The organism is Methylobacterium terricola (genome assembly GCF_006151805.1).
Lineage (GTDB): Bacteria > Pseudomonadota > Alphaproteobacteria > Rhizobiales > Beijerinckiaceae > Methylobacterium > Methylobacterium terricola.
This window is the reverse complement of sequence record NZ_VDDA01000008.1, coordinates 49,024-72,533: the sequence shown is the minus strand read 5'-3', so window position 1 is coordinate 72,533 and position 23,510 is coordinate 49,024. Positions and strand designations below refer to the sequence as shown.

General features: G+C 72.1%; 22 protein-coding genes. 17 read left to right on the top strand and 5 right to left on the bottom strand.

Translation table 11 applies throughout. The annotated features are described in order from the left end of the window. The first annotated feature begins 123 nt into the window (after positions 1-123). From FF100_RS18395 to FF100_RS18365, 7 genes are all read left to right on the top strand, one after another. The gene (locus FF100_RS18395; RefSeq protein WP_139037140.1) at positions 124-1,308 is read left to right on the top strand and encodes an ABC transporter substrate-binding protein; all 1,185 of its coding nucleotides are present in this window, start codon (positions 124-126) and stop codon (positions 1,306-1,308) included. Next, entirely contained in the window at positions 1,295-3,436 is a 2,142-nt protein-coding gene (locus FF100_RS18390) for an acetate--CoA ligase family protein (protein ID WP_139037139.1), read from the top strand. Before FF100_RS18395 ends, FF100_RS18390 begins: the two co-directional genes overlap by 14 nt. After that, positions 3,433-4,956: an acetyl-CoA acetyltransferase gene (locus FF100_RS18385; protein WP_139037138.1), complete on the top strand. Its 1,524-nt coding sequence runs from the start codon at positions 3,433-3,435 to the stop codon at positions 4,954-4,956. Before FF100_RS18390 ends, FF100_RS18385 begins: the two co-directional genes overlap by 4 nt. Then, positions 4,956-5,735 (top strand): enoyl-CoA hydratase-related protein, encoded by a 780-nt coding sequence (locus tag FF100_RS18380; RefSeq protein WP_139037137.1) that lies wholly within the window; start codon positions 4,956-4,958, stop codon positions 5,733-5,735. Before FF100_RS18385 ends, FF100_RS18380 begins: the two co-directional genes overlap by 1 nt. 85 nt (positions 5,736-5,820) lie before the next feature. Further along, positions 5,821-6,729 carry an SDR family NAD(P)-dependent oxidoreductase gene (locus FF100_RS18375; protein ID WP_246102154.1) on the top strand — a complete coding sequence of 303 codons (909 nt, stop codon included), beginning with the start codon at positions 5,821-5,823 and terminating at the stop codon, positions 6,727-6,729. A 2-nt stretch (positions 6,730-6,731) separates the two neighbouring features. Then, positions 6,732-7,898, top strand: a complete 1,167-nt coding sequence (locus FF100_RS18370; RefSeq protein WP_139037135.1) for a thiolase domain-containing protein — start codon at positions 6,732-6,734, stop codon at positions 7,896-7,898. A 3-nt stretch (positions 7,899-7,901) separates the two neighbouring features. Next, positions 7,902-8,309, top strand: a complete 408-nt coding sequence (locus FF100_RS18365) for a Zn-ribbon domain-containing OB-fold protein (RefSeq protein WP_139037134.1) — start codon at positions 7,902-7,904, stop codon at positions 8,307-8,309. 438 nt (positions 8,310-8,747) lie between these two features. Here the strand turns inward: FF100_RS18365 and FF100_RS18360 are convergent, their stop codons facing one another. Next, entirely contained in the window at positions 8,748-9,800 is a 1,053-nt protein-coding gene (locus tag FF100_RS18360) for an AbrB family transcriptional regulator (RefSeq protein ID WP_171070235.1), read from the bottom strand. A 222-nt stretch (positions 9,801-10,022) separates the two neighbouring features. On the opposite strand from FF100_RS18360, the gene FF100_RS18355 reads away from it, so the two are divergent. Genes FF100_RS18355 through FF100_RS18335 form a run of 5 tightly spaced genes read left to right on the top strand, consistent with a single transcriptional unit; the run spans position 10,023 to position 14,393 of the window. Then, on the top strand, positions 10,023-11,396 hold the full coding sequence (locus tag FF100_RS18355) for an MmgE/PrpD family protein (protein WP_139037132.1): 1,374 nt from the start codon (positions 10,023-10,025) through the stop codon (positions 11,394-11,396). Continuing rightward, positions 11,386-11,769, top strand: a complete 384-nt coding sequence (locus tag FF100_RS18350) for a cupin domain-containing protein (RefSeq protein ID WP_139037131.1) — start codon at positions 11,386-11,388, stop codon at positions 11,767-11,769. Before FF100_RS18355 ends, FF100_RS18350 begins: the two co-directional genes overlap by 11 nt. Continuing rightward, entirely contained in the window at positions 11,766-12,551 is a 786-nt protein-coding gene (locus FF100_RS18345; protein WP_139037130.1) for an ABC transporter ATP-binding protein, read from the top strand. Before FF100_RS18350 ends, FF100_RS18345 begins: the two co-directional genes overlap by 4 nt. After that, positions 12,551-13,357 (top strand): ABC transporter permease, encoded by an 807-nt coding sequence (locus tag FF100_RS18340; RefSeq protein WP_139037129.1) that lies wholly within the window; start codon positions 12,551-12,553, stop codon positions 13,355-13,357. Before FF100_RS18345 ends, FF100_RS18340 begins: the two co-directional genes overlap by 1 nt. A 10-nt stretch (positions 13,358-13,367) precedes the next feature. Beyond that, positions 13,368-14,393 (top strand): ABC transporter substrate-binding protein, encoded by a 1,026-nt coding sequence (locus FF100_RS18335; RefSeq protein WP_139037128.1) that lies wholly within the window; start codon positions 13,368-13,370, stop codon positions 14,391-14,393. A gap of 27 nt (positions 14,394-14,420) precedes the next feature. Here the strand turns inward: FF100_RS18335 and FF100_RS18330 are convergent, their stop codons facing one another. The 4 genes from FF100_RS18330 to FF100_RS18315 form a co-directional block, all read right to left on the bottom strand. Further along, complete coding sequence (locus FF100_RS18330) at positions 14,421-15,350, bottom strand: LysR family transcriptional regulator (protein ID WP_139037127.1); 930 nt, start codon at positions 15,348-15,350, stop codon at positions 14,421-14,423. 123 nt (positions 15,351-15,473) lie between these two features. Then, complete coding sequence (locus tag FF100_RS18325) at positions 15,474-16,238, bottom strand: ABC transporter ATP-binding protein (protein WP_139037126.1); 765 nt, start codon at positions 16,236-16,238, stop codon at positions 15,474-15,476. Beyond that, a complete protein-coding gene (locus FF100_RS18320) occupies positions 16,235-17,002 on the bottom strand; it encodes an ABC transporter permease (RefSeq protein WP_139037125.1) in 768 nt (255 codons plus the stop codon). Before FF100_RS18320 ends, FF100_RS18325 begins: the two co-directional genes overlap by 4 nt. 10 nt (positions 17,003-17,012) lie before the next feature. Beyond that, positions 17,013-17,933, bottom strand: coding sequence for an ABC transporter substrate-binding protein (locus tag FF100_RS18315; protein WP_171070234.1), 921 nt, complete (start codon positions 17,931-17,933; stop codon positions 17,013-17,015). Between the two features lie 260 nt (positions 17,934-18,193). Between FF100_RS18315 and FF100_RS18310 the strand changes: the two genes are divergently transcribed. The 5 genes from FF100_RS18310 (at position 18,194) to FF100_RS18290 (ending at position 23,479) form a co-directional block, all read left to right on the top strand. Further along, positions 18,194-19,609, top strand: a complete 1,416-nt coding sequence (locus FF100_RS18310; protein ID WP_139037123.1) for an amidase family protein — start codon at positions 18,194-18,196, stop codon at positions 19,607-19,609. Further along, positions 19,606-20,511, top strand: coding sequence for a polysaccharide deacetylase family protein (locus FF100_RS18305; protein WP_205824953.1), 906 nt, complete (start codon positions 19,606-19,608; stop codon positions 20,509-20,511). The genes FF100_RS18310 and FF100_RS18305 overlap by 4 nt, the downstream gene beginning before the upstream one ends. Positions 20,512-21,366: 855 nt before the next feature. Next, the gene (locus tag FF100_RS18300) at positions 21,367-22,044 is read left to right on the top strand and encodes a GntR family transcriptional regulator (RefSeq protein ID WP_171070233.1); all 678 of its coding nucleotides are present in this window, start codon (positions 21,367-21,369) and stop codon (positions 22,042-22,044) included. Further along, positions 22,041-22,574 carry an ureidoglycolate lyase gene (locus FF100_RS18295; protein WP_205824951.1) on the top strand — a complete coding sequence of 178 codons (534 nt, stop codon included), beginning with the start codon at positions 22,041-22,043 and terminating at the stop codon, positions 22,572-22,574. The genes FF100_RS18300 and FF100_RS18295 overlap by 4 nt, the downstream gene beginning before the upstream one ends. After that, the gene (locus FF100_RS18290) at positions 22,571-23,479 is read left to right on the top strand and encodes an allantoinase PuuE (RefSeq protein WP_139037121.1); all 909 of its coding nucleotides are present in this window, start codon (positions 22,571-22,573) and stop codon (positions 23,477-23,479) included. The genes FF100_RS18295 and FF100_RS18290 overlap by 4 nt, the downstream gene beginning before the upstream one ends. Positions 23,480-23,510 lie beyond the last annotated feature (31 nt).

The window sequence follows — 23,510 nt, the reverse complement described above, 5'->3', positions numbered from 1 at the left end:
TTGCTCATCGGCACTCGGTTGGGCTGGTTTCCGGGGCGCTTTGCGCCGGCGCCGCATGCGCTCGGAACAGGGGAGGGGCGGACGCGACGATCGATCGTCGTCCCCCGTCTCATCCTGAGCTGGATGCTGCCCGTGCTGGCCGGCCTCGGCGCCGCCACCGCGGCCCGTGCCGACACCGACGTGCTGCGGATCGGCATCATCACCGACATGAGCGGCCAGTACAGCGAGGGCAACGGCGAGGGCTCGGTCGCCGCCGCCCAGATCGCGGTCGAGGATTTCGGCCCGACGGTGCTGGGTAAGCGCATCGAGATCATCTCGGCCGACCACCAGAACAAGCCCGACATCGCCTCCACCATCGTGCGCAACTGGATCGACACGAAGGGCGTCGACGTGGTGGCGGAGGGCGTGAACTCCGCGGTCGCCCTGGCGGTCCAGGCGGTGACCCGCGAGCGCAACAGGATCTTCCTGATCTCGGGTGCCGGTTCGTCCGATCTCACCGGCAAGTCGTGCTCGCCGACCAGCGTGCAGTGGACCTACGACACCTACGCCTCGTCGAATTCCACCGCCAAGGCGCTGGTCGCCCGCGGGGCGAAGGCCTGGTACTTCCTCACCGCCGATTACGCCTTCGGCCACGCGCTGGAGCGCGACGCGACCCGGGCGGTCGAGGCCGCGGGTGGCAAGATCGTCGGCAAGGTCCGCCACCCGTTCAGCAATCCCGACTTCTCGTCCTTCCTGCTTCAGGCGCAGGCCTCGCCCGCGCAGGTGATCGCCCTTGCCAATGCGGGCAGCGACTTCGCCAACGCGATCAAGCAGGCGCATGAATTCGGTCTGTCCCAGTCGGACAAGATCATGGCGGCCTTGCAGGTGACGCTGACCGATTCCGCCTCCCTCGGCCTCGAGGTGGTGCAGGGCGCGCTGTTCACCGACAGCTTCTACTGGGACCGCACGCCGGAGACCCGGGCCTATGCCGAGCGGTTCTACGCCCGCCGCAAGGCGATGCCGACCGCCTACCAGGCCGGCGTGACCTCGGCGCTCACCCATTACCTCAAGGCGGTGCAGGCCGCCGGCACCACCGAGTCGGCCGCCGTCATGGCGAAGATGCGCGCGATGCCGGTCAACGACTTCTTCGCGCAGGGCGGCAAGGTCCGGGCCGACGGCCGCATGGTCCACGACATGTACCTGATGCGCTTCAAGAAGCCGTCCCAGTCGAAGGGCAAGTGGGACCTCTACGAACTCGTCGCCACGGTCCCGGGCGACGAGGCGTTCCGGCCGCTCAGCGAAGGCGGATGCCCCCATGTCCAGAACTGAGCCCGCCGACGTGAAGAGTACCGGCGTGAAGACTGCCGACGTGAAGACTGCCGACTTGGCTCCCCTGGTCCGGCCCGGTGCGGTCGCGATCATCGGCGCGTCCGCCGACCCGACCCGCATCGGCGGCCGGCCGATCGCCTACATGCTGCGCGCCGGCTTCCAGGGCGCGATCCTGCCGGTGAACCCCAACCGCGCCGAGGTGCAGGGGCTCGCCAGCTACCCGTCCGTCGCGGCCCTGCCGCAGGTGCCGGACGTCGCCGTGGTGGCGGTGCCGGGCGCGGCGGCGCTCCAGGCGGTGGAGGAGCTCGGCGCACGCGGCACGCGCTTCGCCGTGATGTTCACGGCGGGCTACGCCGAGGTCGGGGAGGTGGCGGCGCAGGAAGCCCTCCTCGCGGCGGCGCGGCGGCACGGGATGCGGCTGCTCGGCCCCAACTGCCTCGGCCTGTTCAACGCGGCCGCCGGCTTCTACCCGATCTTCACCGCCTCGCTCGAGGGCGGCCTGCCGCTGCCGGGGCGGATCGGCATCGCCAGCCAGTCGGGGGCCTACGGGACGCACCTCTTCGCCGCCTGCCGGGCCCGGGGCATCGGCACCGGGATGCTGATCACCACCGGCAACGAGGCCGACCTGTCGGTCGCCGACGCGATCGGCTGGATGACCCGGGACGACGGCCTCGATGTCATCATGGCCTACGTCGAGGGCGTGCAGGACGGGCCGGCCTTCGCCGCCGCGCTCGCCGACGCGCGGCGGGCGCGAAAGCCCGTCATCCTGATGAAGGTCGGCCGCAGCGCGGTCGGCAGCGCGGCGGCGCAGTCGCACACCGCCTCGATCGCCGGCAACGACGCGATTTTCTCCGCGGTTGTGGCCGAGCACGGCGCGATCCGGGCCCGCTCGACGGAGGAGCTGATCGACATCGCCTATGCGGCGACGCGGCGGATCTACCCGGTCCCGAACACGCTGGGGGTCATCACCATCTCGGGCGGAGCCGGCGTGCTGATCTCGGATGCCGCCGAGGGTGTGGGCCTGCCGATGCCGCCGATGCCGGAGGACGCGCAGGCGCGTCTCAAGGCGATCCTGCCGATCGCCTCGCCGCGCAACCCGGTCGATTGCACCGCCCAGGCCTTCAACGACCTGTCGCTGATCGGCCGCTTCACCGAATCGATGATCGCCGAGGGTGGCTACTCGTCCATTCTGGCCTTCTTCACCCAGATCGGCGGCGCCCCCAGCATGGCGCCGGCGATCCGCGCCCAGCTCAACGCCGTCAAGGCGCGCCATCCGGACCGGCTCTACGCCCTGTCGGTCCTCGCCTCTGAGGAGCGAAACCGCGAATACGAGGCCGACGGCTACCTGCTCTACGAGGACCCGGCCCGGGCGGTGGTCGCCCTCGACGCGATGGGCCGCCTCGGCGCGAGCTTTTCGGAAGCCGAGCCCGCCGCGCCAGGGACGATGGCGGCGGTCGCGCTGCCGGAGACGACGCCGAGCGAGGCGGAGGCCAAGCGCCTCCTCGCGGCGGCCGGCATCGCGACGGTGCCGGAGGCGGCGTGCCCCGACGCCGAGGCGGCGGTCGCGGCGGCCGAGGCCCTCGGATTCCCGGTGGTGATGAAGATCCTGTCGCCGGACATCCTGCACAAGACCGAGATCGGCGGCGTGCTCCTCGACGTCGCCGATGCCGGGGCGGTCCGGAGCGGCTACGCCACGCTCCTGGAGCGCGCCGCCCGCCATGCTCCGTCGGCCCGGATCGAGGGCGTGCTGGTGGCGCGCCAGATCAAGGGCGCGGTCGAATGCATCATGGGCATCCAGCGCGACCCGGTCTTCGGCCCCGTGGCGATGGTCGGCCTCGGCGGCGTCTTCGTCGAGGTGATGCGCGACGTGGTGTTCCGGCGCTGCCCCTTCGGCGAGGACGTGGCCGAGGCGATGATCCGCTCGATCCGGGCGGCGCCGCTGCTGCTGGGGGCCCGCGGCCGCCCGCCCTGCGACGTGGCGGCGCTGGCCCGGATGCTGGCGCGGCTCTCGGTCCTCGCCGTGCAGGCCGGGCCGGACCTGGCCGCGATCGACCTCAACCCGGTCCTCGCGCTGCCGGACGGCGCCTACGCGGCCGACGCGGTGATCGAGATCGGAGCCGCGCCGTGAGCGACCCCGCGCGCATCCCGGTCATCGTCGGCATCGGGGAGGTCGCGGACCGGCCGGACGCGCCGGGCCGGGGGCCGCTCGGTCCCGAGCCCGCCGCCCTGATGGCGGAGGCCCTGCGCCGCGCCGATGCGGATGCGGGCGGCCGCTTCCTCGGGCGCCTCGCTTCCCTCGACGTGGTCAACGCGGTGTCCTGGCCCTACGCCGACCTGCCGGGCCGCGTCGCCGACCTGATCGGCCACCGCCCCACCCGCCTCGCCTACGGCCCGGTCGGCGGCGAGACCCCCGTGCGCTTCCTGCACGAGGCCGCGCAGCGGATCGCCCGGGGTGAGGCCGAGGTCGCGGCGTTCTGCAGCGGCGAAGCGGAGCACAGCGCCGCCGCCGCGCGCCGCACCGGCCTCCGGCCCGACCGCGACGCTCTCCCGCCCTGGACCCCGCCGGACCCGGCCTGGACCAACCCGCGGGTGCGCGACTACCTGCACCCCCAGGCCCTGCGCCACGGCCTGTCGCAGCCGGTCTTCGTCTACCCGCTCTACGAGACCGCCTGCCAGGCCGCCTGGGGCCAGACCCCGCGGGAGGGGCGCGCAGAATCCGCCGCCCTGTGGGCCGCGATGTCCCGGGTCGCGGCCCGGAACCCCAGCGCCTGGCTGCGCCGCCCGACCGCCCCGGAGGAGATCGCCGAATCCTCGCCCGGCAACCGGCCGATCGCCTGGCCGTACCAAAAGCTGATGGTGGCGAACCCGGTGGTGAACCAGGGCGCGGCCGTGATCGTCGCGAGTCTCGCCCGCGCCCGCGCGGCCGGTCTGCCCGAGCACCGCCTGATCCATATCGGTCCCGGCGCCGCGGCGAGCGAGCCGCGGGACTGGCTCGCCCGCGACGCCTTCGACCACGCCCCGGCCCAGGATGCGGTGCTTGCCGGGGCGCTCGGCCGGGCCGGCCTCGCGCCCGCGGACCTCGCGGCGATCGAACTCTACAGCTGCTTCCCCTGCGTGCCCAAGATGGCGCGGCGCACTCTCGGCCTGCCGCCGGAGACCGTGCCGACCGTCGCGGGCGGGCTGACCTTCTTCGGCGCACCGCTCAACGGCTACATGGCGCATGCGGCCTGCGCGATGGTCCGTCTCCTGCGCGAGGCGCCGGGCGGGGCCGGGCTGCTCTACGGCCAGGGCGAGTTCGTCACCAAGCACCACGCCCTCGTGCTCGCGAGCCGACCGCTGCCCGCCTGCATCGAGCCCGCTTCCGTCCAGGGCGAGGCGGATCGGCGACGCGGTGCCGTCCCGCCAATCGCCGAGACGCAGGCGGGTCGTGCGGTGATCGAGACCCACACCGTGCTGTTCGACCGCGAGGGCGCCCCCCAGAAGGGGGTGGTGGTGCTGCGCCAGGGCGGCGCGCGGCTCCTGGCGCGGGTGCCGGCCGCCGATCACGCCACGCTCGCGGCGCTCACCGACCTCGACCGCTCCCCCGTCGGCCTCGCCGGAACGCTGCGCCCGGCGCCGGACGGACTCGCCGAGTGGAGGATCGCCTGATGGATGAGGCCCCCGTCCTGACCGAGCGCGTCGGCGATCACGTCGCGGTCGTCACCCTGAACCGGCCGCGGGCCCGCAACGCCGTCGATCCGGCCCTGGCCCGCGGCCTCGCCTCGGCCCTGGCCCGCATGGAGGCCGACGCGGCGATCCGCGCGGTGGTGCTCGCCGGCGCGCCCTGCGGGGTCTTCTGCGCCGGCGCCGACCTCAAGGTCGTGGCGGCGGGGCGGGCGGACGACCTCTGGACGCCGGAGGGCGGCTTTGCCGGCTTCGTGCATGCCCGGCGGGCAAAGCCCTGGATCGCCGCTTTGGACGGCCCGGCCCTCGCGGGGGGCTGCGAGATCGCCCTGGCCTGCGACCTGATCGTCGCGGCTGAGGGGAGCGGCCTCGGCCTGCCGGAGGTGCGGCGCGGGCTGATCGCGGCGGCGGGCGGCCTCTACCGGCTGCCGCGGGCGCTCCCGCGCGCCGTCGCCCTGGAGATGATCCTGACCGGTGCCACCCTCGACGCGCCGCGTGCCCACGCGCTCGGCCTCGTCAGCCGGGTGGTGCCAGAGGGCCGGGCGCGGGAGGAGGCGGTCGCGCTGGCGCTGGCCATTGCCGCGAATGCGCCGCTCGCGGTGCGGGAGAGCCTCGCGGTCGCCCGCCTCGCCTCCGACGCGGACGAGGCCGTGCTGAGGGCGGCGAGCGCCGCGGCGCGCGCGCGGATCCAGCAATCCGAGGATTACCGCGAGGGACCCCGGGCCTTCGTGGAGAAGCGCCCGCCGCGCTGGACGGGGCGCTAGGTCTTTGATTTTGCCGCATTTTCTTTGACGAACCGGTATCCACTTCGTCGGAAAATGCTCCAGGGCAGGGAGGAACCCGATGGGGATGCTGGAGGGAAAGGTCGCGCTCGTCACCGGGGCGGGCGGCGGCATCGGGCGGGAGATCGCGCTGGCCATGGCGCTCGCCGGCGCCCGGGTGATCGTCAACGACGTCGGGGCGAGCCTGAGCGGGCTCGGCGAGACCTCCGCCACGCCCGGCGAGCAGACCTGCCGGATCATCGAGCAGCGCGGGGGCGAGGCCGTCCTCAGCACCGAGACGGTGGCGGAGTGGGCGGCGGCCCAGCGCATCGTCGCCACCGCCCTCGACGCCTTCGGGCGCATCGACGTCGTGGTGAACAACGCCGGGATCCTGCGCGACCAGATCTTCCACAAGATGTCGCCGGAGGAATGGCTCTCGGTGATCAACGTCCACCTCAACGGTAGCTTCTTCGTCGCGCGGGCGGCGGCCGAGCATTTCCGGCGCCAGGAATCCGGCGCCTACGTCCACATGACCTCGACCTCCGGGCTGATCGGCAATACCGGCCAGGCGAACTACGCGGCGGCCAAGCTCGGCATCGCCGCCCTGTCGAAGTCGATCGCCCTCGACATGGGACGCTTCGGCGTGCGCTCGAACTGCATCGCTCCCTTCGCCTGGAGCCGGATGACGAGCGCGATCCCCGCCGGGACGGACGAGCAGAAGGCCCGGGTCGCCAAGCTCCAGGCGATGGGACCGGAGAAGAACGCGCCGCTCGCGGTCTTCCTCGCCTCCGAGGCGGCGCGGGACATCACCGGACAGATCTTCGCCTCCCGGCACAACGAACTGTTCGTCTTCAACCACCCACGCCCGGTGCGCGGCGTGCACCGGGCCGAGGGCTGGACGCCGGAGACGATCGCCGAGCACGCCCTGCCGGCCCTGCGCGGTCACCTCGCACCCCTCGACCGCAGCCCCGACGTGTTCTCCTGGGACCCGGTCTGACCATGAGCATCAACGGACGCGCCTACATCGCCGGGGCCTACGAGCACCCGACCCGCAAGGCCCCGGACAAGTCCGTGGCCCAGCTCCACGCGGAGGTCGCCGTCGGCGCACTCACCGACGCGGGGCTCACCAAGGACGACGTCGACGGCTACTTCTGCGCCGGGGACGCGCCCGGCCTCGGCCCGCTGGCGATGGCCGATTACCTCAACCTCGACCTGCGCCACCTCGACAGCACCGATCTGGGCGGCGCCTCCTATCTCGCCCACGTGGCGCACGCCGCCCAGGCGATCGCCATGGGCCACTGCAACGTCGCCCTGATCACGCTGGCGGGACGGCCGCGCAGCGCCGGTCACTCCGGCACGGCGGCGCGGCCCGTCATCGCGGACGCACCCGACAGCCCCTGGGAGGCGCCCTTCGGCCCGACCACGGTGAACCTCTACGCGCTCTGCGCCCGCCGACACATGCACGAGTTCGGCACCACGCCCGAGCAGCTCGCCTGGATCAAGGTCGCGGCCTCGCACCACGCCCAGCACAACCCGCACGCCATGCTGCGCGACGTGGTGAGCGTGGACGACGTGCTGGCCTCGCCGGTCATCGCCGATCCGCTCCACCGCCTCGATTGCTGCGTGGTCAGCGACGGCGGCGGCGCCCTGGTGGTGGTGCGGCCCGAGATCGCCCGCAGCCTGAAACGCCCGCTGGTGCGGGTCATGGGCGCGGGAGAGGCCGCCAAGGGGCAGCGCGGCGGCGAGGTCGACCTGACGTGGTCGGCGGCGCGCCGCTCCGGTCCGGCCGCCTTCGCCGAGGCGGGAGTGACGCCTGCCGACATCAAGTACGCCTCGATCTACGACAGCTTCACCATCACGGTGCTGATGCAGCTCGAAGATCTGGGCTTCTGCGAGAAGGGGCAGGGCGGCCGCTTCGTCGCCGACGGCAACCTCATCGCGGGGAGCGGGCGGCTGCCGTTCAACACCGACGGAGGCGGGCTGTGCAACAACCACCCGGCCAATCGGGGCGGGATGACCAAGGTGATCGAGGCGGTGCGCCAGTTGCGCGGCGAGGCGCATCCGGCCGTGCAGGTCGGCAATTGCGACCTCGCCGTCGCGACCGGGATCGGTGGGCTGCTCGGCAGCCGCCACGGCGCCGCGACCCTGGTGCTCGGGAGGGAGTGAGCGATGGTGAGGATCGACAGCCGCGACGGGCTCTGGCCGGATCCGCCCGAGAGCCCGGAGAGCGCCGCCTTCGTGGCGGCGGCGCGCGAGGGCCGCTTTCTGCTGCGACGCTGCCTCGCTTGCGGCAAGGCGCACTGGTATCCGCGCGCACGCTGCCCCTTCTGCCTCGGCGAGACCGGCTGGGAGGAGGCCTCCGGGCGTGGCACGGTGTACAGCTACACGGTGCTCGCCCGCGAGGCTCCCCCGCGCGCATTGGCGTATGTTGCCCTTGAGGAGGGGCCGATCATGCTCACGAGCCTCGTCTCCTGCGATGCAAGTTCCCTGGCGATCGGTCAGGCCGTGACCCTGGTGTTCGAGCGCTCGCAGAACGGGATGCCCGTCCCGTGCTTCCGGCCTGCCGCGGGGGGCTGATTCCGGTTCGTCTCCCGTCGCGAGCGCTGCCCACGGCTACCGGCGGGCGATCGAGCCGGCGGCGGTGAGTGGGCGAGCCGCGGGTGAGACTGCGATCGCGCTGGCTCACGCCCGACGGCCGTTCTTGACCACCGCCTCCGTCGGCCGTGGGCCGCAGGCCGTCGCCCCCGGTCGCCCTGTACCGGCGGCTCGGCATCGGCCTGCTGGAGGCTGTGCCGAGCACGATGACCTTTACCGCACATTGCTCGGCTCCACCGGGGCAACCGGCGGAACCATCCGCGCCGGACCCCCGGGCCGGCGGCAATCGACGACATCCTGAACGGCGCCGTTGCACGTCGTGCGGCACGGACGGTCAGCTCCTGGCGCGAAGCCCGGCCAGTTCCGCGGCGCCGCCGCCCGGACGGGAGGGGGCGCAGCAGCGGCTGTCGCTCCCGCACATCACCGGGGACGATCCTGCCCGCGCCGGACGGCGAGCCGGTAGAGCGGCGCGCTCAAGAGCACGATGAACAGGATCCGCACGAGGTGGAAGGCGGTGACGTCGCCGACATTGAGGTGCAGCGCGCGTGCCGTGAGGCCGGTCTCCGCAGCGCCGCCCGGCGCGGTGCCGAGCACCAGGGCCTCGAAGCCGATCGACGACACCTGGCTGAGAGCGAGCGACAGGAGAACGGTCCAGACGAGCAGGGTGAGGGTGCCGCCGATCGCCACCGGCAGGAAGCGCCGTGCCGTCGAGACCGATTTGCGGGTGATGCGGGTGCCGAGGGCGCAGCCGATCAGGAGCTGGCTCAGCCCCAGGGCCGGGAACGGCACCCCGGCCCGCGGCACCTCAAGGAACGCCGTACCGGCCCCGATCAGGAGGCCCCCGAGGAGCCAGTTGTTCGTGACCTTGAGGCGACCGAGCGCGGCGGCCAGCGCGCTGCCGGCGGCCAGCATGGCGCAGAGCACGGGCAGGCTGCTCTCGCCTTGATGGAGCGCGGCGTCGAAGGTCCCGGGCCGGCCGAGCCACGAGATCGCCACCGGGACCGTCAGCACCACCACGACGATCCGGAAGGATTGCGACAGCGCGACCAGCGCCGTGTCGCCGCCGAAGCGGTCGGCGAGCACCGCCATCTCGGCGACGCCGCCCGGCAGGCTGGCGAAGTAGGCGGTCGTCCGGTCGATGCCGGCGAGCCGGGCGACGAGGACCGAGACGCCGATTCCCGCGCCGATCGACAGAAGGGCCGCCGCCGCCATCAGGCCCAGGCTGTGCAGGAGCCCGGCGACGAAGGCCGGCGTGAAGGCGAGGCCGAGCGCCGTGCCGGCGATGATCTGGCCGAACTGCCGGCTCTGCGACGGCACGCCGGTCGGGCACCAGGCGAGGCCCGCCAGGGCCACCGCCACCAGCGCCCCCAGCATCCAGGCGAGGGGGATTCCGGCGAGGTGGAACAGGGCGCCCCCCGCGATCCCGATGGCGAAGGTGGCGGCTGCGCGCGTGGCCCCGGCAGGCATCGACATGATGGTCTCCGGCATTCGACGGCCCCTGCGGCGCTTCGACGGTCATGCGGACCGCTCGCGGGCTCGCCCAGTGTCCCGCGTCCATAACCGGCTGCCGCCGCCCGGGCCCTATAGCGATTTGGGATATCTGCTGTTCTGGTTTCGACAGCGTCCGAGATCTTGCCTGATCCGGCGATGTGTCGCTGACTGACGGCACGACTTCATCGAGCGACGCGAGCGAGCATGGCCGGAAGCCTGACGGAGCACCTCGTCGCGAGCCTGTCGCGGCCGATCGCGGCGGCGGACCGCGAGCGGGCGAGCCTGCACGTGCTCGACTGGGCGGCCTGCGCGGCGGCCGGCGCGCGCGAGCCCGTCGCGGCCTTCCTGCCGGCGCTGGCGGAGGGCGGGCGGGCGGGACCCTGCTCGCTCGTGGCGGGCGGCAGCGCCGACGCGACGGCGGCGGTGCTGGTCAATGCCGGCCTCGGCAACGTTCTGGAGATGGACGACGTGCATCGCGGGGCGATCGTGCATCCGGGCGACACGATCGTCCCGGCCTGCCTCGCGGTCGCCGAAGCCGCCGACCTGCCGGGCGAGGCCCTGCTCGACGCCGTGATCACCGGCTACGAGGTGGCGATCCGGCTCGGGCTCGCCGCCGGCACCGGCCATTACCGGCTCTGGTACACCACCGCGACCTGCGGCACCTTCGGCACGGCCGCCGCGATCGCCCGGCTCCTCGGCCTCGCGCCGGAGCGGGTCGTCGACGCGCTGGGACACGCCGGCATGATGGCCTCCGGCCTGTGGCAGTGCCGCGAGGAGCCGACCGCGTCCAAGCAGCTCGCCACCGCCCACGCGGCCCAGGCCGGGGTGATGGCGGCGCGCTACGCCGGGGCAGGGGCCCGGGGGCCGCACCGGATCCTGGAGGGCGCGCTCGGCTTCTTCGCGGCGACCTGCCCGACGCCGCGTCCCGAAGCCATCACCGCGCCGGTCGGGCCGTGGCTGATCCACGAGGTCTCGTTCAAGCCCTGGCCGGCTTGCCGGCACGTCCATCCGGCGATCGAGGCGGCCTTGGCTTTGCGCGACCGGGTGGCCCCGGGGGAGATCGCGGCGGTCCGGGTCGCGACCTATCGCGACGCCCTCGCCTTCGCCGACCGGCCGGACCCGACGACGCCGCACGAGGCCCGCTTCAGCCTGCAGCACTGCGTGGCGGCGGCCCTCCTCGACGGGCCGGTGACGCTGGCCCACAGCGCGCCGGAGGCGCTGGCCTGCCCGCACCTCGGCGCCTTGCGCCACCGCGTGGCGCTCGCCGAGGATCCGGATCGGACCGCGCGCTATCCGGGCCGGTTCAGTGCCGGGCTCGCGATCACCCGGGCCGACGGCACCGTGCTCACGGCCGCGGTCGAGAGCGCCAGGGGCGACCCCGAGAACCCGATGAGCGCCGACGAGATCCGCGAGAAGGCGAGGGGCCTCCTCTCGGGGGCGCTCACGCCGGAGGCGGCCGGGGGCGCCGTCGCGGCGGCGGCGGCCTTGCCGGGCGGCCTGCCCGTCCGCGCCTTCGGACGGGCCCTTCGGGCCGACGACTTACCCTCGAACGATGGACGGATCGATCATGCAGCCTGACCTTCGCCGGGACCTCCACGCCGTCGGCCTCGACTCGGGCTGGGAGCCGGTGCCGGGCGGCGCCCCCGGCCTGCAACAGAAGATGCTGTCGAACTGGCTCGACGAGGACGCCAAGGTCGGCTGCCGCACGCGGCTCATCCGCTTCCCGCCCGGCCAGACGGTCCCGGCTCGCTTCGTCCACGATTACTGGGAGGAGGTCTACATCCTCGACGGCCGCCTCGCGATCGGCGTCGGCGAGGACGGGACCACCATGGAGACGTTCGGGCCCGCGAGCTACGCCTGCCGCCCGCCCGGCACGCCGCACGGCCCGTTCCGGTCGGAGGCCGGCTGCCTGTTCCTCGAAGTCCAGTACTATTCGGGAGACGCGGCATGAGCCTGGTGGCGTTCCGCGACGTCGAGAAGACGTATGCGAGCCGCAGCGGGCGGCCCTACACGGCGATCCGCGGCTTCGACCTCGATCTCGCGGCGGGCGAGTTCTTCTGCCTCCTCGGCACCAGCGGCTGCGGCAAGACCACGGTGCTCAACATGCTGGCGGGGTTCGAGCACCCGTCCGGCGGCACCATGACCGTGCGGGGCCGGCCGGTGCGCGGCCCGGGTCGGGACCGCGGCGTCGTCTTCCAGGGCAACGATTCCCTCTACGACTGGCTCACCGCGCTCGAGAACATCGCACTGGGCCCCCGGCTCAGCGGCCTGCCGGCGGCGGAACGCCGCGAGCGGGCGAACCACTACCTGTCGCTCGTCGGGCTCGCCCAGCAGGGCGGCAAGTATCCGAGCGAGCTCTCGGGCGGCATGCAGCAGCGCATCCAGATCGCCCGTGCGCTCGCCAACGATCCCGACATCCTGCTGATGGACGAGCCCTTCGGCGCCCTCGACGCCCAGACCCGCACGACGCTCCAGGCCGAGCTCCTGCGGATCTGGCAGGCGACGCGCAACTGCGTGCTGTTCATCACCCACGACATCGACGAGGCCGTGACCCTCGCCACCCGCATCGGCGTGATGCGGGCCGGCCCCGCCTCCACGCTCAAGGCGGTCATCGACGTCGATCTCGCCCCGGAGGACCGGGTGCGCACGAGCGAGCGCTTCATGGCGGTCTACCGCCGGGTCCACGCGCTCCTGAGCGACGAGGTCACCCTCGCCGCCCTGCAGGCCCATTGATGGCGACCCTGGCCTTGCGCGCCGCGCCCGCCGCCGTTTCCGCCTGGAGGAGCACGCTTACGGGCGCCGCCGCCACCCTCGCGGGCTTCGCCAGCCTGTTCGTGCTCTGGCACCTCGCGTCCGTCTACCTCGTCGGCTCGGCGCTGTTCCCGCCGCCCCTGCGCGTGCTCGCCCGGGGAATCGAGCTCGCCCGCGACGGCTCGCTCCTCGACAACGTCTCGGTCAGCCTCGGCCGGATCCTCGCCGGCTTCGCGATCGGCTCGGCCTGCGGGGTGGTGATCGGCTTCGTCCTCGGCGCCGTGGCGCCGGCCCGGCGCGTCCTCGAGCCCTATACCGAGTTCCTGCGCTTCATCCCGGCGACGGCCTTGATCACCGTCGCGGTGATCTGGTTCGGCATCGGCGAGAGCTCGAAGATCTTCCTCATCGCCTACACCACCGTGTTCATCGTCATCATCAACACGGCGGCGGGGGTGGCGAGCATCAACCGCAACAAGGTGCGGGCGGCGCTCTGCCTCGGCGCGACGCGGCCGCAGCTGTTCGTCCACGTGCTCCTGCCGGCCGCGACCCCCTACGTGCTGACGGGGATGCGGATCGCGATGGCGAATTCCTTCACGACGATCGTCGCGGCCGAGCTCGTCGCCGCCAATGACGGCCTCGGCAAGATGCTGTGGGATGCCCGGCTGTTCATGCTGGTCGACGACATCTTCGTCGCGCTGATCTGCCTCGGCTTCCTCGGCTTCTCGGCCGACCGCCTGTTCCGCTGGGCCATCCTGCGCTTCGCCCGGCGCTTCTCACCCGTGATGTAGGGGACGAGCCATGAAGAGACCGATCCGCCGGGCCGCCCTCGTGCCGACGCTGATCGCGTCGGTGTCGACGCTGATCGCGTCGGTGTCGATCCTGATCGCGCCGGCCCTGCTCGCGGCGGGCGCGGCCCGCGCGCAGCAGGCCCCCGCGAAGATGACGATCGCGACCGGCGTCGACCCGTCCTTCGCACCGTTCTACGTGGCGAAGGAGGCCGGCATCTTCAGCCGCAACGGGCTCGACGTGCAGGTCAATACCGGCCCGTCGGGATCGGCCATGGTCGCGTTCCTGATCGGCAACCAGATCAATGCCGCGTACGGGGCCGAGCAGGCGGGCGTCTCGGCCCACGCGGTCGACGACAACGTCGTGGTGGTGGCGGACGGCACCGAGCTGAAGCGCTGGATCTCGATCGTCGGCTCTGCCGCGGTCCCGGACCTGGCGGCCCTGAAGGGCAAGACGATCGGCATCGCGCGGGGCACCGGCAGCGAGACCTTCTGGCTCGCGGCGATCAAGGCCAAGGGGCTCGACCCGGCCGATTACCGGGTCGTCAACGTCGAGGCGCCCGAGATGGTGGCGGCGCTCGAGCGCGGCAACATCGACGCCTTCGCGGTCTGGGAGCCCTGGCCGACGCGCGCCATCGGCGCCGTCAAGGGCGCGAAGGTCCTGCTGACCAACGAGGGCATCATCAACGTCCGCAACTTCGTCTACATGAACCGCGGCTGGGCGACCAAGAACCCGGACGCCTCGCGCCGCTTCGTCACCTCGCTGGTCGAGGCGGCGGACCGCATCAAGGCCGACCCGGGGGCTTCCGTCGCGATGGTGGCGAAGTTCCTCAAGCAGCCGCCCGCGCTCGTCGGCGAGCTGATGCCCAAGGTCGACTACACGATGAACCTGTCGGGCGGCACGCTCGCCAACATCGCGGTCGCCATCGATCACCTCAAGGGCGCCGGCAAGCTGACCAAACCCGTGCAGCCGGCGGAGATGATCATGCCGGAGCTGATGCGGGAGGTCCGGCCGGCGGCGGTGGCGCTGGGCAATTGAGGCCGACGCACCGGCGCCCGCCGCGCCTCAGAAGGCGCGGGCGAACCGCGCCGGCGCCGTCCAGTGCTGGCTCTGCGCGATCTCGTGCACGACCGACTGCACCGCCCGCACGACGATGCGGTTCGCCGCATCGATCCGCACGCCGGAGGTGGCCAGCGCCAGGCGGCGCTCGAGTGCCGGTTCGACGAGCGGCAGCGCCTCGAGCTCGCCGGTGCGGACCTCCTCGGCGACCGCACCGTAGGTGAGGAGCGTCGCGAGGTCGGTCGTCGCGACGAGGCGCTTCATCGTCGGGACCGAGTCGATCTCGAAGCGGACGTCGAGACGCAGGTTGCGGGCGGTCAGCTGCGTTTCGGCGAGCTGCCGGATGCCGTGGTTGCGGCACGGCATGACGAGCGGCAGGCGCTCCAGCATCGCGCCCGAGACCGATGCGATGCCATCCTGTCGCGGTCGGCGCACCAGGCAGACCGCGTCGGCGAGCAGGTGTTCGGCGACGATCGAGCTCGGCATCCGGCCCTCGTAGACGACCGCGATGTCGACCTTGCCGTCCTGGAGGAGGTTCATCATCGTGCCGCTCATCGCCTCGCGGACGTTCAGGCGGATGCCGGGATGGCGCTCATGCAGCCGCACCACCAGGGGCTCCAGCAGGGCCGTGCTGAGCGAGGGCAGCACCCCGAGCGACAGCGAGGCCTGCGGGGCGCCGCCAAGCGCGCGGATCTCCCGCGCCACCCGCGCGCTGCCGTCGATCATCGAATCCGCGAAGGCGATGAGCAGCTCGCCCGCCGGCGTCAGGTGCACGCCGCGCCCGTCGCGGTAGAACAGCAGCGCGCCGAGCTCGTCCTCGAGCTGCTTGATCTGGCGGCTGAGCGCCGGCTGCGCGATGTCGATCTCGGTCGCGGCGCGCGAGAAGCTGCCGGCCTTCGCGACCGCGTGGAAGTACCGGAGCCTGCGGAAATCCATGGGTTCTCCACTCCGTCCGTCTGCCGCAGCATAGCCGCGAGGACCGGGTGGCCGATGCCCATAGTTGTGACAGCATGCCGAGCGGAAACGGCGTCTTTGTAAGCAGAGCCGGCCCGTTTCAGACTATTGCGCCGCCTCCGCGAGGTCGTCGTGAAGCTCGGCGAGCGCCCGGCGCACGAGCGCGTTGAAGGCCGGCGCGGTGGTGTCGCGCGGGCGCGGCAGGTCGACCGGGATGATCGTCCGGATGCGCCCCGGCCGCGGCGTCATCACCACGACCCGGTCGGCGAGCACGATCGCCTCGCTGACGCTGTGGGTGACGAACAGCACCGTCGTGCGCCGCGCCTGCCAGAGGCGCAGGAGTTCGCCCTGCATCGCGCTGCGGGTCTGCGCGTCGAGGGCGCCGAACGGCTCGTCCATCAGCAGGAGCTTCGGGTTCGTGGTGAGGGCCCTGGCGATGCCGACGCGCTGGCGCATGCCGCCCGAGAGCTCGTGCGGGTACTTCTCCGAGAAGCCCGAGAGGCCGACGGTCTCGATCATCGCCTCCGCGACGCGGCGGCGCTCGCGCGCGCCGGTGCCGCGGGCCTTGAGGTTGAACTCGACGTTGCGCCGCGTCGTCATCCAGGGAAACAGGCCGTGCTCCTGGAACACCACGGCGGCGTCCGCGTGCGGCCCCTGGAGGTGCCGGCCATCGACCAGCACGGTGCCCTCGCTGTGCGGCTCGAGCCCGGCCAGGATCTTCAGGAGGGTGGACTTGCCGCAGCCCGAGACGCCGAGCAGGCAGAGGAACTCCCCGGGCTCGGCCTTCAGCGTGACGTCGCGGAGGGCCGTGACCGTCTCGGCCCGGCGCGCGTAGGTCTTGGAGAGGTGGCGGACGTCGATGAGGCTCATGGTGCGGCGACGAGGCCTTCCTGCCAGCGGCAGAGACGATCGCGGGCGACCCGGATCAGCTGGTCGAAGGCGAGGCCGACGACGCCGATGATGATGATACCGGCGACGATCTCGTCGGGCCGGAAGATCTGCTGCGCGTAGAGGATCATGTAGCCGAGCCCGGAGCGCACGGCCATCATCTCGGCGGTCACGACGGTGAGCCAGCCGGTGCCGGCGGCGAGCCGCAGGCCGGTGATGATCGACGGCAGGGCGTTCGGCAGCAGGATGTCGAGGAGCACCAGGCGGTCGGAGGCACGCGCCACCTGCGCGACGGACAGGAGCGTGCGCTCGACGCTCTTGACGCCGAAGATCGTGCTGATGAGGAGCGGCCAGAACGCCGCGAACCAGATCAGCATGATCGCCGGCTTCTCGCCGATGCCGAAGAACAGGATGGCGAGCGGGATCAGGGCGATCGCCGGGAAGCAGCGGAAGATCTGCACCGTCCCGTCGAGCAGGCGCTCGAGGGTGCGGTAGCGGCCGATCAGGAGGCCGAGCGGGACCGCGGTGACGAAGGCCAGCGACACGCCGACGACGACGCGGGTGAGGCTCGCCAGGGTGTGGCGCAGGAGCAGCGGTCCCTCGTCGGTGAAGACGCTCCAGACCTCCATCGGCGAGGGGAAGAGCGCGGCCGAGTAGATGCCCGCCCGCGCGGCCAGCTCCCAGGCGGCGAGGAGCGCGAGGAGGGGCAGGATTCCGATCGGGACGCGGCGGAGGAGGCGGGCCATCGGCACGGGATCAGCGCGGCAGCAGCCGGTTCCAGTCCGGCAGCTTCGCGGTCATCCGCGCCTCGAGCATCATCTGCCCCAGCGCCTCGACCTGCCGCCGGAAGTCCGGGCCGGTCTCGGTGGTGAAGAAGGTGTTCTGCAGCGAGGCCAGGGCCACCGGGCGGGGCAGGTTCAGCGTCTTGACGATCGCGTCGGCGGCGCTCGACGGGTCCTTCTGAAGCTGGGCGGTGATCTCTCGGTGCGCGTCGAGGACCGCCTTCGTGGTGGCCGGATTGGCCTCGACGAAGGCCGGCGCGGCCATCAGCGCCAGGTTGCAGCGCCCCATCGGCGTGTCGTAGCCGCTCCAGAGCGGCTTGCCCCAGCCGTTCACGACCGGGAACGCGGCGTAGGGCTCGGGCGCCATCATGGCGTCGATGTCGCCGCCGCGCAGCGCCGCCGGCATGTCCTGCGGGTTCATGAAGACCACCTCGGTCTTCGCCGCGAGCCCCTCCTTGATCAGCTTCCATTGCAGCGACAGGTGCTGGATCGTGCCGGCCTGGGCGGCGACCTTCCGGCCCGCGAGGTCGGCGAGCGCGGCGATCTCCGGCCGGGCGGTCAGCGCCCAGCCGCCGTCGCAGGCATTGGACAGGATGCTCAGCGCCGTGCCGCGCCCGCCCAGGCTGATCGCGGCGCTGACGCCGCCGTAGCCGATCTGCGCGTCGCCGGAGGCCACCGCCTGCATGCGCTGGGTGATGCTCGGGAAGACGAGCGTCTCGGCATCGAAGCCCATCGCCTTCAGGCGCTCGGGCAGGAGGAAGCTCGCGATCGTCGTGCCGGCGAGGATCGTGGCGATCTTGACCGACTTCGTCTCGGCCCGCGCCCCGGACGGGAGGATCGCCGGCGCCGCGAGCGCGGCGGAGCCTGCGGCGATGAGGTGGCGTCTGGTGAGCATGAGCTCCTCGGGACGATGGAAGGCCGGGGCGCGGCCCGCTCGGCGAGCCCTCATGCAGGAAGGGCGCCGCGACGGGCTCGGGGCTGCGACCATAGTCGGCAGGCAGGGCGCCGACATGCCCGGCGCGCTCTTTCAGCTATGCCCGCGCGGCCACTGCGCCGGTCGGCGCCCGGCGGCTTACGCTTCCGGCGATCGCCCCGGCACGCGGCAGGGATCGCTCCGCCCGCCGTCGCCATCCGGGCTCGTCATGAGAGGCCGTCATGCCGTTCCTGCCCGTCGCGCCGCTTCCCGACGACATCCTGCAAAGCCGCATCGCCTACGATCCGCGGGCGTCCCTCGCCGCGCCCTACGTGCCGCTCGCCGCGGCGTTCCTCGCCGGCCGCGACACCCCTCGCGACGCCCTCGAGCGCGGCCTTCACGCGATGCAGCAGGGCGAGCCGTCGGTGCGGGCCTTCGTGGTGAGCGATGCCGCGGCGGCGCGGCTCCTGGCCGACGCCGCGACGGCGCGCTGGGCGGCGGGGCGCCCGCTCTCGCCCGTCGACGGCATGCCCTTCGCCGTGAAGGACATGATCGAGACGATCGACTTCGCGACGGAAATGAACAGCCCGCTCTATGCCGGCTGGCACGCGCGGCGTGACGCGGCGGCGGTGTGGGCCCTGCGGCAGGCCGGCGCCGTGATCGTCGGCAAGACGGTGACGACCGAGTTCGCCTGCGGCAATTCCGGCCCGACCCGCAACCCCTACGACTCGGCGCGCACGCCCGGCGGCTCGTCGAGCGGCTCGGCCGCCGCCGTCGGCGCCGGCATGGTGGCGCTGGCGCTCGGTACGCAGACCCAGGCCTCGACCCTGCGCCCGGCGAGCTATTGCGGCGCCTACGCGCTCAAGCCGAGCCACGATGCGCTCCATACGGGCGGCGTGACGCCGCTCTCGCCGACCCAGGACCATCTCGGCCTCATCGGGGCGAGCCTGGAGGACGTCTGGTCGAGCGCGAGCGCGATCGCGCGGCGCGCCGGCGGCACCCCACCCCATCCCGGCCTGCAGGGGCCCGCGCACGTCCCCGAGGCGCGCAGGCCCCGGGCCCTCGTGCGCCTCGACATGCGCGGCTGGGGCGAGACCGACGCGCCCTCGCGCGCCGCCTTCGAGGAGGCCGTCGCGGCGATCGCCCGGGCCGGCGTCGCGATCATCGACCGGCGGGGCGATCCGGAGGTCGAGGCGCTGGAGCAGGAGATCGTCGCGGGCAGCGAGTATTCCTACGACATCTTCTCCTGGGAGGCGCAGTGGCCCCTGCGGAGTTACGCCGATCACGGGCTCGACCGGGTCGGCAAGCGCATCCACGAGCTCCTTGACCACACCGCCCGGATGACGCCGGAGGGCTACCGCGCCGCCCTCGCGTCACGCGAGGGGCTGCGGCGGCAGGTCGAGGCCCTACGCGCCCGCGCCGACGGCTTCCTCGCCCTGTGCTCGAGCGGGCCGGCGATCGTCGGCCACGACTATACCGGCTCGCGCAGCTACCCGACGCCCTGGACCATGGTGGCGGGGCCCGCCTTCGCCCTGCCGCTTCTCGCCGTCGACGGGCTGCCGCTCGGCCTCCAGCTCGCGGGTTTTCGCGATCGCGACGCCGAGGCCTGCGGCGTGGCGCGCTGGATCCGCGATCTGCTCCTCCCCGACAGCCTGTGAGAGTACTCCCCACCGTGTCGAACCCCCGCATCCCCTACTGCCTCGCCACCGACATGCCGCGGCTCGCCCCGCCGGACGGCAAGCCGCTGATCGTCCACATCGTCGCCAATATCGAGCACTGGCCGTTCGACCGGCCGATGCCGCGCAAGATCCTGCCCGGCCCGCACGGGATGGACCGGTCGCCGGACGTGCCGAACTTCAACTGGGTCGAGTACGGCATGCGCTGCGGCCTGCCGCGGCTCCTGCGGGCGATCGGCGAGCGCGGCCTGCCGGCCACCGCCGCGATCAATGCCAGCGTGATTGAGGTCTATCCCCGTGCGGCCGAGGCGATCCTGGCGGCCGGCTGGGAGTTCATGGGGCACGGCCTCACCCAGCGCGCGCTCCAGAACGAGCCCGACGAGGTGCCGATCATCGACGAGACCCTCGCCCTCATCGCGCGCTTCACCGGCCGAAAGGTCCGCGGCTGGCTCGGGCCGGGCCAGAGCCAGACCGACCACACGGCCGACCTTCTGAAGGAGCGCGGCATCGAGTATTGCTGCGACTGGCTGATGGACGACGTCCCCACCTGGATGCGCACGATCCACGGCCCGATGATCGCGATGCCGTACTCCTTCGAGTACAACGACGTGGTCGTCTGGGCGATCGACAAGCACTCGTCCGACGAGCAGCACCGCCGCGTCGTCGACGCCGTCGAGACGTTCGAGAAGGAACTCGCCGATCAGCCGCGCGTGCTGACCCTGCCGCTGCACCCGCACGTGCAGGGCGTGGCCCACCGCATGAACCACTTCGAGCGCACGCTCGACCTCTTGATGGCGCGGCCCGACACGATCTTCATGACGGGCTCCCAGATCGCCGATTGGTTCGTGGGCCTCGGCATCGACGATTCTGCCGTCAGGAACTGACGCGGCCGCCCGGGTTGCCCCGCGCCGGCCCTCGTCCAGGGCTTTGCGCTCCGCTCACGCCAGGGCCACGAAGCCTGCCGCGCGGGCCGCCATCCTGCGAGGACCGGGGACCGGGCACGGGATCGCGCTCGTCATCGCGGGAGTGCGACAGGCCGGTCAGCGCTGCCCGCGGGGATCCAGCCGCAGCGCGCACCGTCGCGGGCGAAGGCGCACCCCCGAGAAGGTCGGACCGGCCATCGTATCCCGGCCGTCCCGTCAGCGCGTCCGGATCGGCCCCGGGACCTCTGCTCGGTACGTCTGGGATCCCACCCGATCGCCCGGCGGGTCGGGAGGCCGAGTGGGTCACGTGCGCGTCGTCGGTGGATCGGTACGCCTCTTCCAGCTGGCGCCAAGCCCCAGCCACCGCTTCAGGACGAGGGTGTGGGCGGGATCGATCCCGCCAGTCCGTCAAACATGCTCTTCACTCAAATACGCACGCCCGTGCTTGGGAGCTGCTCGACGGCATCCCGCGCCGTATTCGGATGGTCCAGGCGGCCAGGGCATCATCGCGACTGCCTCCCTTGTCGAGCCGCAGGCCCTCGCTCCAGAGCCGAGACACAAGATCCAGCCGCCTGATGAAGGATCGTCAGCAGGGTGCGGAAGCCCTCCGCTGACCGCTGACGTCCCTCCCGATCATGACGCCATCCGTCTGACCAGATGGGATACCAAAATCGCCGTATTGGTAAAATGATGTGCGTATGCTGTATATATTTTGAGCGAATCCCCGAAAAGCACGAACATCTTGAATTGATGGTATTTACGGCTGCTCATCGATCGCTTAGGTTTGGGATACCAGACATGGAGCCATCAATTCTCATGGCCGCCGATGAGCCTGTACTGAGCAACATCGTGCCGCTGCCGCCCGCCGAGGGCGGCATCACGACCCAGGTCTATCTGCGCCTGCTGCAGGGGATCGAGCGGCGCGAGTACCGGCCGGGACGGCAGATGGATGAGCGCGGTTTGGCGGACGCCATGTCGGTATCCCGCACGCCGCTGCGCAACGCGCTGAGCCGCCTGCTCGGGGAGGGCTATCTCGAGCGTCTGCCCAACGGCTCGCTCGCCGTGTGTGAGGTCGGCGCCGGCGAGGTGCTGGAACTGCTGGCCGTCCGCCAGTTGCTGGAGCCGGAAGCCGCGGCGCAGGCCGCCGGCCGCGTCGCGCTCGATATGGCGATCGGCCTGCGCCGCCGGCTCGTCGATCTCGATCCCGAGGCTTCCGGCTTGCTCGCCTGGCAACTCGGCGACCGCATCCATGACCTCGTCGTCGAGCATTGCGGCAACCAGTCCCTGGCCAGGATCGTGACCGATGCCCGCCGGCGCATCCACATGTCGCCTCTCGAAGAGGTGTCGGGCCGGTTTGAGACGGCGAGGGCGGAGCATGTCGCGATTCTCGACGCCCTGGTGCGCGGTGACCCTGCGGAGGCCCGACAGGCGATGGCAATCCATCTCGGCAACAGCCGTGCCGCCTTCCTCGGCACCTTCGGGATCGGGCGATGACCAGGCCGGCCGAGACGGAACCGATGCTTGCCGTCGGGGTCGAGCCGCTGACGGCATCGTCGTTCGAGCCCTTCGGCGACGTCATCGCTCACGCGGGGGACGCGCGGCGCCGGTTCTTCCCGCAGGTCCACGACCACACGCCCGAGGCGGGGCAGGCGAGTTTCTGGGTGTCGCGCGTGGACGATGTCGGTACGCTCCCTCTGACGGTGACGCTGTTCGAACGGCACCCGTTCTCGGCGCAGACCTTCCTGCCGCTGACAGGCGCGCGCTACCTTGCCATCGTGGCGCAGAGCGACGATCGCGGCTGTCCCGACCCCCGGACGCTGCGCGCCTTCCTCGCCGGACCGGGCCAGGGCGTCACCTATCGGCGGGACGTCTGGCATCACGGCATGACGATCCTCGACGGACCGGCGCAGTTCGCCGTGCTGATGCACAGGACCGGCCGCGACGACGACGATGTCTTCCTCGATCTCGCGCGTCCCGTCGTCGTCCGCCCGCCGCGGGCGACAGCACCAGGAGACGATCGATGAGCCGGGATACCCATCTCACGCGCGACTTCGTCGGCTATGGCGCCGCGCCGCCCCATCCGCACTGGCCGCATGGCGCCCGGCTCGCGCTCACCATCGCCATCAATGTCGAGGAGGGCTCCGAGGCCTCCTTCCCGGATGGGGACGGCGTCAGCGAGACGCGTCTCACCGAGGGCGGCGGCGGCTTCGACGGACGCGACCTCGCGGCCGAGTCGATGTTCGAGTACGGCAGCCGCGTCGGGTTCTGGCGCATCAACCGCCTGCTGGCCGAGCGCGGCCTGCCGGCGACGATCTTCGCCTGCGCGCTCGCCCTGGAGCGCAACCCGGGCATCTGCGCCGAGATCGTGGCGCGCGACTACGATATCTGCGCCCATGGCTGGCGCTGGGAGCGCCACCAGACCCTGAGCGAGCAGGAGGAGCGGGAGAGGATCGCGCGCACCGTCGAGAGCCTGAAGCGCACGGTGGGGCAGGGACCGGCCGGCTGGTACTGCCGCTACGGACCAAGCGTCAACACGCGGCGGCTCCTCGTCGAGAATGGCTCCTTTCTCTATGATTCCGACGCGTATAACGACGAAATCCCATACTGGACGCAGGTCTCGGGGCAGAATCACCTCGTCCTGCCCTATAGCCTCGTCAACAACGACGCCAAGTTCATCACCGGCCACGCCGCGACGGCAAACGACTTCTTCGAGAGCCTGCGGGACAGTTTCGACATGCTGCATCGCGAGGGTGCGCAGCAGCCGCGGATGATGTCCGTCGGCCTGCATCTGCGGATCGCCGGCCATCCCGGGCGGGCCGCCGGGCTCGAACGCTTCCTCGATCACGTGCTGCGGCACGAGGATGTCTGGGTCTGTCGGCGCGTCGAGATCGCCCGCCACTGGCGGGAGAGGCATCCGCCTGCCGTCTGAGACTGCCGCGCCTTTGAACGGATCCGTTCGA